16 protein-coding genes and 1 riboswitch are annotated in these 15,578 nt (G+C 72.1%); of the genes, 3 read left to right on the top strand and 13 right to left on the bottom strand.

Annotated features, from left to right (window positions below; translation table 11 throughout):
• Positions 1–134: 134 nt before the first annotated feature.
• The 7 genes from ACIBK8_RS03940 to ACIBK8_RS03910 all read right to left on the bottom strand — a co-directional run bounded on the left by ACIBK8_RS03940 (position 135) and on the right by ACIBK8_RS03910 (position 6,532).
• A complete protein-coding gene (locus ACIBK8_RS03940; protein WP_399039921.1) occupies positions 135–992 on the bottom strand; it encodes a fumarylacetoacetate hydrolase family protein in 858 nt (285 codons plus the stop codon).
• A gap of 138 nt (positions 993–1,130) precedes the next feature.
• Positions 1,131–1,907 carry a YidC/Oxa1 family membrane protein insertase gene (locus tag ACIBK8_RS03935; RefSeq protein ID WP_399039920.1) on the bottom strand — a complete coding sequence of 259 codons (777 nt, stop codon included), beginning with the start codon at positions 1,905–1,907 and terminating at the stop codon, positions 1,131–1,133.
• A gap of 124 nt (positions 1,908–2,031) precedes the next feature.
• Positions 2,032–2,337 carry a DUF6412 domain-containing protein gene (locus ACIBK8_RS03930; protein WP_399039919.1) on the bottom strand — a complete coding sequence of 102 codons (306 nt, stop codon included), beginning with the start codon at positions 2,335–2,337 and terminating at the stop codon, positions 2,032–2,034.
• A gap of 202 nt (positions 2,338–2,539) precedes the next feature.
• A complete protein-coding gene (locus ACIBK8_RS03925; protein WP_399039918.1) occupies positions 2,540–4,090 on the bottom strand; it encodes a sodium:solute symporter in 1,551 nt (516 codons plus the stop codon).
• Positions 4,087–4,320: a DUF3311 domain-containing protein gene (locus tag ACIBK8_RS03920; RefSeq protein ID WP_399039917.1), complete on the bottom strand. Its 234-nt coding sequence runs from the start codon at positions 4,318–4,320 to the stop codon at positions 4,087–4,089. The genes ACIBK8_RS03925 and ACIBK8_RS03920 overlap by 4 nt, the downstream gene beginning before the upstream one ends.
• A gap of 61 nt (positions 4,321–4,381) precedes the next feature.
• A complete protein-coding gene (locus ACIBK8_RS03915; RefSeq protein WP_399039916.1) occupies positions 4,382–5,158 on the bottom strand; it encodes a class E sortase in 777 nt (258 codons plus the stop codon).
• Between the two features lie 54 nt (positions 5,159–5,212).
• Positions 5,213–6,532 carry a DUF445 domain-containing protein gene (locus ACIBK8_RS03910; protein ID WP_399039915.1) on the bottom strand — a complete coding sequence of 440 codons (1,320 nt, stop codon included), beginning with the start codon at positions 6,530–6,532 and terminating at the stop codon, positions 5,213–5,215.
• Between the two features lie 336 nt (positions 6,533–6,868).
• Here ACIBK8_RS03910 and ACIBK8_RS03905 point away from each other — a divergent pair, with 336 nt between their 5' ends.
• Positions 6,869–8,176 (top strand): SGNH/GDSL hydrolase family protein, encoded by a 1,308-nt coding sequence (locus ACIBK8_RS03905; RefSeq protein WP_399039914.1) that lies wholly within the window; start codon positions 6,869–6,871, stop codon positions 8,174–8,176.
• 33 nt (positions 8,177–8,209) lie between these two features.
• On the opposite strand, the gene ACIBK8_RS03900 is transcribed toward ACIBK8_RS03905, so the two are convergent.
• From ACIBK8_RS03900 to ACIBK8_RS03890, 3 genes are all read right to left on the bottom strand, one after another.
• Positions 8,210–9,190 carry an ATP-binding cassette domain-containing protein gene (locus ACIBK8_RS03900; RefSeq protein ID WP_399040283.1) on the bottom strand — a complete coding sequence of 327 codons (981 nt, stop codon included), beginning with the start codon at positions 9,188–9,190 and terminating at the stop codon, positions 8,210–8,212.
• Positions 9,191–9,253: 63 nt separating this feature from the next.
• Positions 9,254–10,018 carry an ABC transporter permease gene (locus ACIBK8_RS03895; RefSeq protein WP_399040282.1) on the bottom strand — a complete coding sequence of 255 codons (765 nt, stop codon included), beginning with the start codon at positions 10,016–10,018 and terminating at the stop codon, positions 9,254–9,256.
• 103 nt (positions 10,019–10,121) lie between these two features.
• Positions 10,122–10,919 carry an ABC transporter permease gene (locus tag ACIBK8_RS03890; protein ID WP_399039912.1) on the bottom strand — a complete coding sequence of 266 codons (798 nt, stop codon included), beginning with the start codon at positions 10,917–10,919 and terminating at the stop codon, positions 10,122–10,124.
• A gap of 361 nt (positions 10,920–11,280) precedes the next feature.
• Between ACIBK8_RS03890 and ACIBK8_RS03885 the strand changes: the two genes are divergently transcribed.
• The gene (locus ACIBK8_RS03885; RefSeq protein WP_399039911.1) at positions 11,281–13,521 is read left to right on the top strand and encodes a transglycosylase domain-containing protein; all 2,241 of its coding nucleotides are present in this window, start codon (positions 11,281–11,283) and stop codon (positions 13,519–13,521) included.
• 15 nt (positions 13,522–13,536) lie between these two features.
• Here the strand turns inward: ACIBK8_RS03885 and ACIBK8_RS03880 are convergent, their stop codons facing one another.
• The 3 genes from ACIBK8_RS03880 to ACIBK8_RS03870 form a co-directional block, all read right to left on the bottom strand.
• The gene (locus tag ACIBK8_RS03880) at positions 13,537–13,857 is read right to left on the bottom strand and encodes a DMT family transporter (RefSeq protein ID WP_393685699.1); all 321 of its coding nucleotides are present in this window, start codon (positions 13,855–13,857) and stop codon (positions 13,537–13,539) included.
• A gap of 31 nt (positions 13,858–13,888) precedes the next feature.
• Positions 13,889–13,956, bottom strand: a riboswitch (guanidine-III (ykkC-III) riboswitch).
• A 90-nt stretch (positions 13,957–14,046) separates the two neighbouring features.
• Complete coding sequence (locus ACIBK8_RS03875) at positions 14,047–14,349, bottom strand: co-chaperone GroES (protein ID WP_227048872.1); 303 nt, start codon at positions 14,347–14,349, stop codon at positions 14,047–14,049.
• 97 nt (positions 14,350–14,446) lie between these two features.
• Positions 14,447–14,767 (bottom strand): DUF3618 domain-containing protein, encoded by a 321-nt coding sequence (locus ACIBK8_RS03870; protein ID WP_399039910.1) that lies wholly within the window; start codon positions 14,765–14,767, stop codon positions 14,447–14,449.
• 230 nt (positions 14,768–14,997) lie between these two features.
• Here ACIBK8_RS03870 and bcp point away from each other — a divergent pair, with 230 nt between their 5' ends.
• Positions 14,998–15,465, top strand: a complete 468-nt coding sequence (bcp, locus tag ACIBK8_RS03865; RefSeq protein ID WP_399039909.1) for a thioredoxin-dependent thiol peroxidase — start codon at positions 14,998–15,000, stop codon at positions 15,463–15,465.
• Positions 15,466–15,578 lie beyond the last annotated feature (113 nt).

Here is a 15,578-nt window from a genome sequence, read left to right as displayed (position 1 = left end):
TGTCTGGCACTATGCGGATGCCGCCCGCGCGCAGGGCAGACCGCTGGGGCGCGTCGCCCGAAAACGACCGGCAGATGGCCCTGACCGGGGCCATCTGCCGTAGTGCCGGATACTCCGGATGCCCGGGAGCGCGGTCAGGCGTCCTTGAGCGGCTGGCGCTGCCTGCCCAGGCCGTCGATCTCCAGCTCGACCACGTCACCGGCCCGCAGGTACGGCTTGGGCTCCGGCTGCCCCATGGCCACCCCCGCCGGCGTGCCGGTGTTGATGACGTCGCCCGGGTACAGGGTCATGAAGTGGCTGACGTAGCGGACGACTTCGGCCACCGGGAAGATCTGCTCGGCGGTGGTGCCGTTCTGCTTCAGCTCGCCGTTGACCCACAGCCGGACGCCGAGCGCCTGCGGGTCGGGAACCTCGTCCGCGGTGACCAGCCAGGGGCCGAGCGGGTTGAAGGTCTCGCAGTTCTTGCCCTTGTCCCACTGGCCGCCGCGCTCGATCTGGAACGCGCGCTCGGAGACGTCGTGCGCCACCGCGTAGCCGGCGACGGCGGCCAGCGCCTGCGCGTCCGTCTCCAGATAGCGGGCGGTACGGCCGATGACGACCGCCAGCTCCACCTCCCAGTCGGTCTTCTCGCTGCCCCGGGGGACCAGCACCGTGTCGTCGGGTCCGACGACGGTGTCCGGGGCCTTCATGAAGAGGATCGGCTCCTCGGGGGCCTTCGCCCCGGTCTCCCGGGCGTGATCGTGGTAATTCAGCCCGATGCACACGATCTTGCCGATCCCGGCGACCGGCGGTCCGGTGCGCAGCCCCGCCGTCCCGATCGCGGGCAGCGCGCCCGACGCCTCCGCGGCACGGATCCGTGCCAGCGCCTCATCGTCGCGGAGCAGTGCGCCGTCGATGTCCCGCACCAGGCCCGACAGGTCCCGCAGGACCCCCGAGGCGTCGAGCAGCGCCGGGCGTTCCGCCCCTGCCGTTCCGACACGCAGCAGCTTCATCGGTACAACTCCCGTGGTCGAAGGGCCGGCCCTGGAAGGGACTTCCGGGCCGGGCGATGGGGGACGGCCATCGAGCAATTCGGCTGATCGTCCAAGAACTCGGTGCAGTCCGCAAGACGGCGTTCACGGACCGGACCGTTACCGCGGGGTAGTGGCGGCGGGCCGCGCCGTGCCACCGGGGGCCGCCGGCGCCGGTTCGGCGCGGGTGCGGTCGCGGTGCAGCAGGGCCCGTTCGCACGCCGTCCAGGTCGTGGTCGTGACCAGGTACAGGCCGGCGGCGAGCGGCACCACCGCCACCGTGATCAGCGTGCCGAACGACAGCAGCGGCATCAGCTTCGCCATCCCCGCCATGCCGGGCAGCGCGGCGCCCCCGGCGTCCGGCCGCGGCGCGCCGGCCACCGCGGCACGCGCCCGGCGGAAGTTCCAGGTGGCGACGGCGGCGATCAGGGCGAACAGGCCGAGGTAGACCAGCCCCTGCGGGCCGATGACCCCGCCGTCGCCGAGCGCCTGCCGCCAGCTGCCGCCGAGCGGCGCGCCGAACAGGGTGTGGTCGAGCAGGCTGCCGCCGCCGGTGGAGAACAGGTGGTACATCACGAAGAAGACCGGCATCTGAAGCAGCGTCGGCAGGCAGCCGGCCAGCGGCGAGGCGCCGGTCTCGGCGTACAGCGCGGCGGTCGCCTTCTGCAGGCGTTCGGGGTTGCCCTTGTGCTTGCGCTGGAGGGCGGCGAGCTGCGGGGCGAGTGCGCTGCGCGCCTTCTCGCCACGGGCCGCCGCGCGGGCGAGCGGGTGCAGCGCGGCGCGTACCGCGAGGGTGAACAGGACGATGGCGACGGCCGTGGCCGAAGCGCCGAAGAGCGGGTCGATCGCCTGGGCGCCGTGCCCCAGAAGATCGCCGAGAAAACCGAATACGGACATGGGTGGGAGCCCTCCACGGGTCTCGTCGTGCCGGAATACGGAATCGGCGTGACGGACCGCGCGGGGCGCGGGGCATGCGGGTCTCGGGGTACGAGAAAAGAAAGCGGAATGCCTGCCTGAGCGCCTACGCGGCCGTCGGGAGGGGACGTCCCGGTGCTCGGGGGCGGGGGCGGCCCGCCGCGTCGGGGTCGCGTTGCGGCAGGAAGGCGGTACGCCGCTCACGGTCGCGGATCGCGGTACGGACCCGGCCGGGTGGCATCGGGCGGGCGCAGGCGGCGATCAGGAAGGCGCTGCACAGCAGCAGCACCGCGGCGGTGGTGGCGGCAGCGGTCAGCCCGGACGTCAGCCCCGGCTCGGCCAGCAGCAGACCGGCGGCGAGGAAGAGCAGCGCGGAGACGTAGAGCCGCCAGGCATCGGCGATGCGGTACATCGGGCGCCTCCTGTGGCCGTTGCCGCGCCGTGCGGCGTTCGGTGCCCTGCGGCCGGGTGGCGGCAGGAACGTATCTGCTCCGCCCCAGGGTAGCCATACGTCAGGGCGGCAGGACACCGGCGGGTGACCTCCGCGCCTCCCCGCCCGCGTCCGGTGGCGGGCGGGGAGTCACCGTACGGCGGCGGCCGGGGCCCTCGGCGGATCAGGCCGCCGGCGCCGGTCCCGGCGTCTCCTCGCGCGCGAACTCCTCGTCGAGCGCCAGCACTTCGGCGTCCGGACGCGGGTCGTCCTGCCGCGGCCCGAGCCAGGTGAAGGCCAGGGCGACCGCCAGGTTCACCGCGAGTCCGATGAGTCCGGCGTTGATGCCCCACAGCGGGTCGTGGCCGCCGAAGACCAGCACGCAGACGACGGTGACGCCGGCCGTCAGCCCGCCGACCGCCCCGTACAGCGTCAACCGCCGCCATATCAGCCCCAGCAGCAGCATCGGCACCAGTTGTGCCATGCCCTCGTACGAGATGAGGGACAGCCGGACGAGAGTGTTCGGGGCGGTGTAGGTGAGCAGCAGCGCGAGCGTTCCGGCGGCGACCACGACCACCTGCGACCACAGCTTCTGGCGCCGGTCGGCCGACCAACCGCCCGGGGTGGCCCCGCGGTTGAGCCGGGGGATGGCGCCGAGCACGCTCCTCCCCCACATCGTGCCGATGACCAGCATGAACACGGCCATCGGCACGATCGACGACAGTGCAGCCGCCACCCCGATCACCCCGACCGCCCAGGCCGGGAGTGAGTCCACGACCAGTTGGAAGAGCGCGAGGTCGGAGTCCGTACCGGTCAGCCCGGGGACCACGAACAGGGCGGCCATGCCCAGCAGCATCGGCACGAACAGCAGCACGTTGTAGGCCGGCAGGTAGACGGCGTTGCGGCGCAGGGTGTCGGCGCTGCGGGCGCCGAGGTAGCCGGCCACGGTCGTCGGAAAGATCACCACGGTCAGCGAGTTGACGAGGGTGGTGCTGATGAACCAGCTCTGGCCGAGGCCGCCGGACTCGTGCCCGGGGAAGGTCAGCCACTGCGGCTTCTCGGTGACGATCCGGTCCAGGAAGTGCCCGTAGCCGCCGAAGTAGTGCAGCGGCACGTAGATCACGAGGAAGGCGAGGGTGACGATGACGAGGACGTCCTTGAGCACCGACACCCAGGCGCTGCCGCGCAGCCCGCTGACGACGACGAACAGGGTGGTCACCGCGAAGCCCAGGAAACAGGCCCAGTTGAGGCTGATCGCGCCGTAGGAGATCGTCGAGACGACCACGCCCATGCCGGTGATCTGCAACTGGATGTAGGGCAGCAGGCAGACGGTGGCCAGCAGGGCGACGGCGGTACCGAGCCAGGGCCTGCCGTAGCGGTGGGCGATGATGTCGGTGATGCCGACCAGTTGGTGGCGGCGCGCGTAGGACCACAGCATCGGGCCGACGACGTAGCCGAGCGCGTAGCCGCAGGACATGTAGGCGATGACGTAGAGGACCGGGGCGCCGAACTTGTAGCCCCAGCCGGCCGCGCCGAGGTAGCTGAAGCTCGTATAGCTCTCGCCCGCCATCAGCACCCAGATGAACGCGGTGCCCAGGCTGCGACCGCCCACCGACCACTCGGCGAGCCCGGTGTCCCGCCGCCCCTTGCGCCTGCCGCGCACCGCGAGCAGGCCGAGGACGACGGTCAGCACCATGAAGGCACCGAAGACCGAGGTGGCGACGGCGGCCTTCACGAGCGCCGCCTTCGCAGGTCACCGCGGAACGCCAGGCCCACAGCGAGCGGCGTCAGCAGCGTCGCGAGCAGCATCCAGAAGATCAGGAAGGGCAGCCCGAACACGAGGGGGGTCAGCCGGTTCACGAGCGGCAGCACCCCCAGGAACAGGACGTAGGGCAGCAGCAGCCACAGCAGCGCGGGGCGCTTGCGGGAGGCCGGTGGCCGGCCGCCGGAGGTCTGGTTTCGCACGGGGCGAGAGCCTAACGGCCCGGGGCGGGCGGCAGTCCTGGCACCCGCGGCCCGGCCGCCCTCACCGGGGGCTCGCCGACCGCAGCTCGGCCCAGACCACCAGCCGGTAGGTGGAGGTGAATTCGGGGGTGCAGGTCGTCAGCGTCAGATAGGAGCCCGGTTGTGTGAAGCCGTACGAGGGGTGCACGGAGCTGTGCGGCACGGCGGCGATGACGGCGGTGTCGAAGGGGGCGGTCCGCGGCAGGACGCTGCGGACGACGTAGCGGTAGCGGGCCCGCGCGGTGTCGATGCCGACGGTGTCGCCCGGCCGCAGCCGGTCGAGGCGGCGGAACGGCTCGCCGTGCGTGTTGCGGTGCCCGGCCAGCGCGACGTTGCCGGCGCCGCCGGGCTGCGCGGTCTGCGGGTAGTGCCCGACGTAGCCGTTGTTGAGGACCGCGGCCCTGCCGATGCCCTCGGCGACCGGCGCGCGCAGGCCGATGCGCGGGATGCGCAGCACGGCGTACCCGATGCCGGGGCGGGGCGGACCCGCGGCCGGGCGGGCGGCGGATCCGGGCGGCGCGGTGGCGGGCGGATCCGCGCCGGACGCCTGCGGGGCGCCGGTCGTGGCGCCGTCCCCCGGCCCGGCCCCCGGTGTCGCCCCGCGCGCCCACCGGCTCTCCAACTGCGCGACGCGGTCCTGCGCGGCGCGCTGCGCCTGGCGGTTGGTCCACCACAGCTGGTGGACGAGGAGCAGCAGCAGGACAGCGCCGAGCGTCACCGCCAGCTCGCCGCAGCCCCACAGGGCCCGCGCCACCGGCGTGCGCCGCCCCCGCGCTCCGACCGCTCTCCGCTCCCGCACGCGGGCACCGTAGGCCCTGCGGCCACAGGTCGCCAGAGCGCGGGCGGGGCCGGGTCAGCCGCCGAACGCCTGCGAGACGGCGTAGATGCACAGCCCCGCCAGCGCGCCGACGACCGTGCCGTTGATCCGGATGAACTGGAGGTCGCGGCCGATGTGCGCCTCGATCTTCTTCGAGGTGTGCTCGGCGTCCCAGGAGGCGACGGTCTCGGTGATCAGGGAGGTGATCTCGCCCTGGTACGTCGTCACGACGTAGACCACGGCGCCCTCCAGCCAGCCGTCGACCTTGCCCTGGAGCCGCTCGTCGTGGGAGAGGCGCTGCCCGAGCGAGAGCAGGGCGGCCCGTAGCCGCAGCCGCAGTTCGCTGCGCTCGTCCTCGGCCGCCGCCACGATCATGGCGCGTACCGCGCCCCACGCGGAGGCGATCAGGTCCTGCACCTCGCCGCGGCCCAGCACCTCCGACTTGAGGCGCTCGACGCGGTCCCTGGTCTCCGCGTCGTGCTGGAGGTCGTCGGCGAAGTCCGTCAGGAAGCGGTCGAGCGCGCCGCGCGCCGGGTGTTCGGGCATGTCGCGCATCTCGGTGACGAACCGCAGCAGCTCCTTGTAGACCCGGTCGCCCACCTTGCGGTCGACGAACCGCGGGGTCCATCCGGGCGCGCCGCCGGAGACCGCCGTCATGACGGAATCGCCGTGCTCGACCAGCCAGTCGTGGGCGCGGGCGCACACCAGGTCCACCACCCGCCGGTGGCCGCCGTCCGCGACGATCTTCTCCAGCATCCCGCCGATGCCGGGCGCGACCTCCTGCGCGTCGGCCCGCCGGGTGATCGCCTCGCCCACCACCGCCTGCACGTCGGAGTCGCGCAGGACGGTGAGCGCGCCGCGCAGCGCGGTGGACAGTTCGGCGGTGACCCGGTCGGCGTTGTGCGGGTCGGCCAGCCAGCCGCCGAGCCTGCGGCCGATGCCGACGGAGCGCAGCCTGCGGCGTACGACCTCGCCGGAGAGGAAGTTCTCGCCGACGAAGTCACCCAGACTCTGCCCCAGTTGATCCTTTTTGGTGGGGATGATGGCGGTGTGCGGGATGGGCAGGCCCATCGGACGTTTGAACAGCGCCGTGACCGCGAACCAGTCGGCCAGCGCGCCGACCATCCCGGCCTCGGCCGCCGCCGCGACGAACCCCGTCCAGCCGCCCGCCCCGGCCGAGCCCGCCCACTTCGCCAGCACGTAGACCAGCGCGACCCCCAGCAGCAGGCCGGTGGCCAGCGTCTTCATCCGCCGTACGGCGCGGCGCTTCTCCTCGTCGGCGGCGCTGTAGCCGAAGCCGCCGGCCGGTGCCACGTCCGGCTGCGGCGCCGCGTCCTTCGTCTGCGTGCGTTCCATCCACTCCACCCGTCCACCTAGGGTCTTTCGTCCCCCTCGTGGGGCCGTGCCCGCCGCCACCCGTCCGGGCGGCGGCGTCGTACGCCCAACTGTGACCTACACGCGGAACGAACCACGAGTTCCCCGCGTCCCGTCATGGGGGCCGGTCAGGGCGCCGGGCCGGCCCCTGGTTCCCCGTGGGATCATGGGGGACCGATCGGACCGCAACGGTGCCGCTGATCGCCGGACGAGCGAGACCTCCGCCTTTCGCCCGCACGAAGGCGCGGTGGGCTCCCGCATCCGGCCGCCCTGCCCGCCCGGAGCCTGCCGCTCCGCCGTCCCAGGAGATCGTCCCGCATGAACAAAAGTGTGGGCTACGCCCTGCTCGCCGGTCTGGCGGCGGTGGTGGTGCTCGTCTCGACCGCCATTTTCGTCGGCTTCGGCGGCAACGGCGGCCTGGGCACCACCGGGAACCCGCCGCGCGACCCGGCGGCACCCGCCGCGGCCGGCCAGTGGGTCGGCACCTGGTCGGCGGCAGCGGCGGCGGCGGAGCCCGGCACCCTGGACGGCTACGCCGGAATGTCGATCCGCAACGTCGTGCACACCAGCGTCGGCGGCTCCAGCGCCCGCATCCAGCTGTCGAACCTCTACGGCACCCGCCCGCTGCCGGTCAGCCACGCCTCGCTGGCGCTCGCCGCGACCACCGGCAACCCGACCGCCGCGACCGGCAGCATGCGCCGGCTCTCCTTCGGCGGCCGGCAGGCGGTGACCATCCCGGCGGGCGGCGCGGTCACCAGCGACCCGGTCGGGCTGACCGTGCCGCACGACACCGACTTGCTGGTCACCACCTACTCGCCGTCCCCGTCGGGCCCCGCCACCTACCACCCGTACGCCCGCCAGACGTCCTACCTGGCACGCGGCGACCGCACGGAGGACGACACCGGCGCCGCCTACACCGAGCAGAGCCCCTACTGGCGCTACCTGACCGGCGTGGACGTCTGGAGCCGGGAGGCACACGGCTCCGTGGTGGCCATAGGCGACTCGATCACCGATGGCATCACCTCCACGGTCGGCGCCAACCACCGCTGGACCGACTTCCTCGCCGAGCGGCTGCGCAACGAGCCGGACGCCCCCCGCCTCGGCGTGCTCAACCAGGGCATCAGCGGCAACCGCCTGCTGGTCAACGGCAGCCGCTTCTCGCCGAACAACGGCCCCAGCGTGCTGTCCCGGCTGGAGCGCGACGCGCTCTCCCGCACGGGCGTGAAGGCGGTGGTCGTCGAGATCGGCCTGAACGACCTGTTCAAGTCACCGCGGCAGCTCGACCCTGAGAAGATCGTCGGGGGCATGCGGGAGATCGTCAACGAGGCGCACGCCCGCGGACTGCGCGTCACCGGCGGCACGCTCAGCCCGTTCGGCGGCCACCGCGGCTACTCACCGAAGCTGAACGAGGTACGCGAACAGGTCAACAAGATCATCAGGTCCGGCACGGTCTTCGACGAGGTCGTGGACTTCGACAAGGCACTCCGCGACCCGGCCCACCCCCTGCGGCTGCGGCCCTCCTACGACTCCGGCGACCACCTCCACCCGAGCGACCAGGGCTACCGCGCGATGGCCGACGCACTCGACCTCGACCACCTCAGGCGCCCGGCGCCCGCCTCGCTCTGAGCCGTACCCGCGGGCCGCGGCGCACCCGGCGGTTCACGACCGGCTGCCCTCCGCCACACCCGCCGGACGCCCGCCCGCGTACAGCCGGGCGATGACGTCCTCGATGTCCGGCTCGCGGATCGAGAGGTCCACCAGCGGATAGCGCGCGGCGACCGCCGCGACCAGCGGCGCCGCGCTCTGCCCCGCGGGGAACGCCAGCCACTGCCGCGGCCCGGCCACCTTGACCGTACGGGCCCCCGGCACCCCGTCGATCGGCGGCAGCTCCCGCTCCAGGTCGACCACCAGCGTCCGCTCCCCCTCGCCTGCCGCCCGCAGCCCGCCGAGCCGCCCGTCGTACACCAGCCGCCCGTGGTCGATGACCATCACCCGGCGGCACAGCTGCTCGATGTCGGTCAGGTCGTGGGTGGTCAGCAGGACGGTGGTGCCGCGCTCCGCGTTCACCTCGCGCAGGAAGTCCCGCACCTTCGCCTTGCTGATCACGTCGAGCCCGATCGTCGGCTCGTCGAGGTAGAGCACCTCGGGATCGTGCAGCAGAGCCGCCGCGATGTCCCCGCGCATCCGCTGCCCCAACGACAGCTGCCGCACCGGCACATCGAGCAGCGGCCCCAGGTCCAGCAGCTCCACACAGCGCTCGTGGTTCGCGCGGAAGACGGCGTCCGGGACGCGGTACATCCGGCGCACCAGCTCGTACGAGTCCTTCAGCGGCAGGTCCCACCACAGGGTGGTGCGCTGCCCGAACACCACGCCGATCCGGCGGGCGAGACGGTTGCGCTCGCGCGCCGGGTCGAGCCCTGCCACCCGCAGCCGGCCGCCGCTGGGCATCAGGATGCCCGTCAGCATCTTGATCGTCGTCGACTTGCCCGCGCCGTTCGGGCCGATGTAGCCGACCATCTCGCCGCGCGGCACGGTGAACGTCAGCCCCTCCACCGCCCGCACCTCCTGCCGCACCCGCCGCAGCCGCCCCGCCTTGCGGCGCACCGAGAAGACCTTCTCGACGTCCGTCACCTCGATCATCACGTCCCCTGCGGCACCACTCACCGCTCCTCCTCCGCTCGTCTCCCGCACCCCCACGCCCCCTCAGCTCCCCGTACTCCGGTACGCCCGCACCCCGTGCCGCCAGGCAAGACCCGCCACCCCCCACAGCGCCAGGGCCACCGCGGGCCCCAGGAAGTCCACCCACCCCGGCAGCCCCAACGGGTCGTCACGGCCCAGCAGCCACAGCGCCGGCAGCCAGTTCACGAACGCCAGCGGCACGATGAACGTCACCCCGCGCACCAGGTCCTTGCCGAACACCGTCGGCGGGAACTGCAGCAGGGCGTTGCCGCCGTACGTGAACGAGTTCTGCACCTGCGCGGCGTCCTGCGCCCAGAACTGGAACGCGGCACCCAGCGTGAAGACCGCCCCGAAAATGACCGCGCCGCACACCACCGTCAACGGCACCATCAGCACCCGGCCCGCCGTCCAGTCCACCTCCAGGCGGCCCAGCGACCATGCGAGCACCAGCAGCGCCTGGGTGATCTTGCCCAGCCTGCGCAGCGCGAAGCGGTCGGCGGCGAGCTGCGCGAAGACCGGCACCGGGCGCAGCAGCAAGACGTCCAGGGTGCCGTCCCTGATCCGGCTGCCGAGCCGGTCCATGCTGCCCAGCAGCAGATCGGCCAGGCCGAGCGAGGTGCTGGCCGTGCCGTAGAGGAAGGCGACCTCGGCCAGCGAGAAGCCGCCGAGCGCGTCGATGCGGGAGAACATCATCAGGATCGCGACGAAGTCCAGGGAACTGGCCGCGAAGTTGCCGACCACCGTCATCACGAACGACGCCCGGTAGGCGAGCGTCGAGCGCACCCACATCCACACGATCAGCCCGTAGACCCGCAGCCCGTGCACCGCCACGGCGCCCCGCCGGGGAGCGCCGTCCGCCACGGCCGTCCCGGCGGCCCGTACCCGTCCGGCGTCAGCCACCCTGCACCACCACCTTCCTGGTGGCCGCCGACTGCATCAGCCGCCCCAGCACCAGCAGCGCCACCGCCCAGCCCGCCTGGAACACCAGCCCCCGCACCACCGCACCCCCGGTCCGCGCGCCGATCAGCACATCGGCCGGCACCTGGAGCAGCGCCGCCCACGGCAGCAGCTGCGCGACCTGGCCGATTCCGTCCGGGAAGATCCGCAGCGGCAGCACCATCCCGGAGAAGAACATCGACGCCAGCCCGCTGATCACCGCCAGGCCCGACCCGTCCAGCAGCCAGAACGACGCCACCGCGACGAGATAGCGCACCGCGAAACTCACCACCACGGCCAGCACGGACGACACCAGGAACAGCCCCCACGTCCACCCGTCCCCGGGCAGCGCCAGATCGAAGAAGCAGGCACCCACCGCCATCGGCACCACCCCGCGGCCGATCAGCTGGAACCCCGCCCGCCCCAGGTCCGCCGCCAGCCACCACAGCTGAAGATCGGCCGGCCGGTGCAGGTCCACCGCGATGTCCCCGCTGCGGATCCGCTCCTCAAGCTCGGCGATCCCGCCGCCGGTCATCATCGCGGTGGCCGCCAGCAGCGCCTGCCCCGTCCAGGCGAACGTCAGCGACTGCGCCTGGTCATAGCCGCCCAGGTGAGGCCGCTCGTGCCACAGCGCGATGTACGAGTAGGCGACGATGAAACCGAAGACGGTGTTGGTGAACACCCCGGCTGCGGTGGCGACGCGGTACGTCGCGTACCGCCGGAAGCCGCCGGCCGCCACGGCCGTGTACAGCATCAGCGCGCTCCCCTTCGTGCTCGGTACCGCTGCCACCTGAGCGGCGGACCGGCGCCCGGCGGACGGATACGACGCCGGACGGACGGAAACAACGCCGGACGGCGGATGGCGGCAAAGCACCGGAGCGTACTGCGGTACCCGGAGCGACCACCATCGATTTATCACCCGAAGGGGTGCGCGAGGGGCCCCGTACGGCCGGACACGGAGCGGTACCCGGCGCACGCCGCCCCTCGCGGCAGGAGCAGATGAGGCGACAGAACGTCCCGGGGCGGGTAACCCTTGACAGGACGTACCGCGCATCCCCCGACGGCACCGATCCACCGCAGCACCATCCCCGGCGGCGGCAGAGGAGTCCCACCAGATGAGCGAAGAGCCGCAGCACGGACCGGAACACGACGGTCCCCCGCAGCAGGGCCCGCGGCCCGGCCCCACGGCCGCCTGGGCCGAGCGCCCGCCGCGCCGCCCGCGGCGCACCGGCCCGCGCCGCTTCCTCCCCACCTGGCGCCAGCTCCTCGGCACGCTGCTGCTGATCCTGCTGATCGTCGGCGGCGGCCTGATCGCCGGCTACCTCCTCGTCGACATACCGCCCGCCAACAGCGCGGCCAAGGCCCAGAGCAACGTCTACCTCTACTCCGACGGCACGGAACTGGCCCGCGACGGCGACGTCAACCGCGAGAACGTCCCGCTCAGCCAGATCCCCAGGACCGTCCAGCGCTCCGTGCTCGCCGCCGAGGACCGCGACTTCTACTCCGAATCGGCCGTCGACCCCGGCGCGATGCTCCGGGCCGCCTGGAACACCGTCACCGGCAAGGGCAAACAGTCCGGCTCGACCATCACCCAGCAGTACGTCAAGAACTACTACCTCGGCCAGGAACAGACCGTCACCCGCAAGGCCAAGGAGTTCTTCATCTCCATCAAGCTGGACCGCGAGGTGAGCAAGGAAGAGATCCTGGAGGGCTACCTCAACACCAGCTACTACGGCCGCAACGCCTACGGCATCCAGGCCGCCGCCCAGGCGTACTACGGCAAGAACTCCGACGAACTCACCACCGCCGAGGGCGCCTACCTGGCCACCCTCCTCAACTCCCCCAGCGCGTTCGACATCACCGCCCACCCCGAGAACAAGTCACGGGCCCTGGCGCGCTGGAACTACGTCCTGGACGGCATGGTGAAGAAGAAATGGCTCAGCCGCGCCGACCGGGCCGCCATGACCTTCCCCGCACCGCACCGCGCCACGTCCCCCACCGGCCTCAGCGGCCAGCGCGGCTACGTCGTCAAGGCCGTCACCGACTACCTGACCGACCACAAGATCGTCGACGAGGACACCCTGCGCTCCGGCGGCTACCGCATCACCACCACCCTCGACAAGGACCGCCAGGAAGCCTTCACCGACGCCGTCGACAACCGGCTGATGGACCAGCTGAGCGACAGCAGGAAAGTCGACTCCTACGTCCGGGCGGGCGGCGCATCCATCGCCCCGGAAACCGGCCGGGTCGTCGCCATGTACGGCGGCGTCGACTACGCCGAGCAGTACGTCAACGGCGCCACCCGGCGCGACTACCAGGTGGGCTCCGTCTTCAAACCGATCGTCTTCGCCTCCGCCGTGCAGAACGGCTCCACCACCCAGGACGGCACCCGCATCACCCCCCAGACCGTCTACGACGGCACCAACAAGCGCATGACCCTCAACAACGGCACCCCCACCGGCTTCGCCCCCGCCAACGAGGACGACCGCTCCTACGGCCCGATCACCGTCAGCGAGGCCATGGACAAGTCCGTCAACGCCGTCTACGCGCAGATGGGCATCGACGTCGGCCCTGCCAAGGTCAAGGACACCGCCGTCGCCCTGGGAATCCCGTCCGGCACGCCCAGCCTCGCCACCTCCCAGGGCGCCATCTCCCTGGGCACCGCCACCCCCAGCGTCCTCGACATGACGCAGGTGTACGCCACCCTCGCCAACCACGGCCAACAGCGCCCCTACACCCTCGTCGACAAGCTCACCAAGGCCGGCGCGGACGTCCCGCTCCCCGAACGCGCCCGTACCACCGCCATCGGGCGGGAAGCGGCCGACACCACCACGTCCGTCCTGCGCAGCGTCGTCGAGGGCGGCACCGCCACCGCGGCACAGGAGGCGGGCCGCCCGGCAGCAGGCAAGACCGGCACCGCGGAGGGCGACAAGGCCGCCTGGTTCGCCGGCTACACCCCCGAACTCGCCACCGTCGTCGCCGTATTGGGCCAGCACCCCAAGACCGCCGCCCAGGAACCGCTCTACGGCGCGGCCGGCCTGTCACGGGTCAACGGCGGCGGCTTCCCCGCCGAGATCTGGGCCGACTACACCGCGACCGTCCTCGACGGACAACCGGTCCGCGACTTCGACCTCCAACTGGAGCCCGGCGCCCACGAACCCGGCCCCGATGACTCCGGATCCCCGTCGGAGAGCACCTCGCCGGAGCCGGGCGACGGCGAACCCACCACCCCGCCCACGGACACCGGCACCCCCACAGAACCCGGCGAACCCGAACCCACCGACACCGCACCGACCGAGCCGACCGGCGCCCCCACCGAGGACTTCCCGACCGTGGGCCCCGACGAGGACTACTGAGTGAGGCCGCGCAGCTCAGTGACCTGACGTCGCCTTGAGCCCCACCACCGACACCAGCAGCAGACAGATGAAGAAGATCCGCGCCGCGGTGGCCGGCTCACCGAGCACCAGCATCCCCACGACCGCGGCGCCCGCGGCACCGATACCGACCCACACGCCGTACGCCGTGCCGATCGGCAGGGACCGCGCGGCGATCGACAGCAGCAGCATGCTCGCGATGATGCCCGCGCCGGTGAACACGCTGGGCCACAGCCGCGTGAACCCCTCGGTGAATTTCATCCCGATCGACCAGCCGACCTCCAGCAGACCGGCGATGATCAACAAAACCCATGCCATGACGGCACCTCCGTGAAAGACCTTCAACAGGGGTGCGTCGTCTTGTCCTGCCCGGTACGGCGCGTCTCGTCGGGTGTCTTCGAGGCTAGCAAAAGCCCAGCACAACGGGCGGTGACCTCGATCACCGCCCGTTCATCGCAGGGCCTTCACGGATGACCGCCGAAGACGGCCACCGGCTACCGGAAACGACTACAGGTACAGCCCGGTCGCGTCGTCCGAACCCTCAAGACGCTCCGCGGCCACCGCGTGCAGATCCCGCTCCCGCATCAGCACATACGCCACACCGCGCACCTCGACCTCGGCACGGTCCTCCGGGTCGTACAGCACCCGGTCACCCACCTCGACGGTCCGCACGTTCTGGCCGACGGCGACCACCTCCGCCCAGGCCAGACGGCGGCCGACGGCAGCGGTCGCCGGAATGACGATGCCCCCGGTCGAGCGCCGCTCGCCCTCGGGGATGTCCGTCCGCACCAGCACGCGGTCGTGCAGCATCCGGATCGGCAGCTTGTCGTGGGTGTCCTTGGTGTTATTCGGGCTCACGGCACGACCGTACCCGCACCCTGCCGACTGCCGGGCCGCCGGGCGCCGTTCAGCCGCGGCGCCGCTTGGCGCGCATCACCAGCAGCCCCACCACACCCACACCGACCATGGCCACCGGAACGATCCGCTCCAGCCGCGGCGCGCCGTCCTCCGACACCAGCTGGGCACGCACGTCCGAGACCGCACGGTTGGCGGCCACATACGCACGCCCCGCCGTCCGGTCCACCACCTCAGCGGTCTTCGCCTTCGCCTCACCGATGATCGTCTTCGGGTGCAGCCGCACACCGATCTCGTCCAGCGTCACGGCGAGATCCTGCCGCCGGCGGACGATGTCCGCCTCGATCTGCGCAGGGGTCCTGGCTTCCGACACCGCGCTGCCTCCGTCGTCTCGGGCCGATGCGTACAGGACCGGGCACGAGCCCCGTACGGAACCGGCCAAGATCCTGTCCGTGCCGATTCGTGAAGGACAGTCTGTCAGCTCACACCCGCCCGCGCCCCACAGCACCCCCGTTACGCGCAGCCACGGCTTCCACCGCACCGCACCACGGGCCCCACGGAAGCCGTAATCTCGGGGGCGTACGCACCATCCGAAGGAGAGACATGAGCGAGCGACTGCAGACCGGTGACACCGCCCCCGCCTTCACCCTCCCCGACGCGGACGGCAACGAGATCTCGCTCGCCGACCACAAGGGCCGCAAGGTCATCGTCTACTTCTACCCGGCCGCGCTGACCCCCGGCTGCACCAAGCAGGCGTGCGACTTCACCGACAACCTCGACTTCCTCGCCGGTCACGGCTACGACGTCATCGGCGTCTCCCCCGACAAGCCGGAGAAGCTCGCCAAGTTCCGCGAGAAGGAAGACCTCAAGGTCACCCTCGTCGGCGACCCCGACAAGCAGGTCCTGGAGGCATACGGCGCCTTCGGCGAGAAGAAGCTCTACGGCAAGACCGTCACCGGCGTCATCCGCTCCACCGTCATCGTCGACGAGGAGGGCAAGGTCGAACGCGCCCTCTACAACGTCAAGGCCACCGGCCACGTCGCCAAGATCATCAAGGATCTGGGGCTGTGAGGCGGGGTTCCGGGCTGTGAGGCGGGAGCTGTGAGGCAGGGGCCGCGAAGGCTCCCCCGCCCGCTGTGAGGCTTCCCCCGCCCCCTCCCCCCTCTCCCCCTACGGGGGAGGGG

The sequence above is a fragment of the Streptomyces sp. NPDC050161 genome (assembly GCF_044460025.1).
Classification (GTDB): Bacteria; Actinomycetota; Actinomycetes; order Streptomycetales; family Streptomycetaceae; genus Streptomyces.
This window is presented reverse-complemented; position numbering and strand designations above follow the sequence as displayed.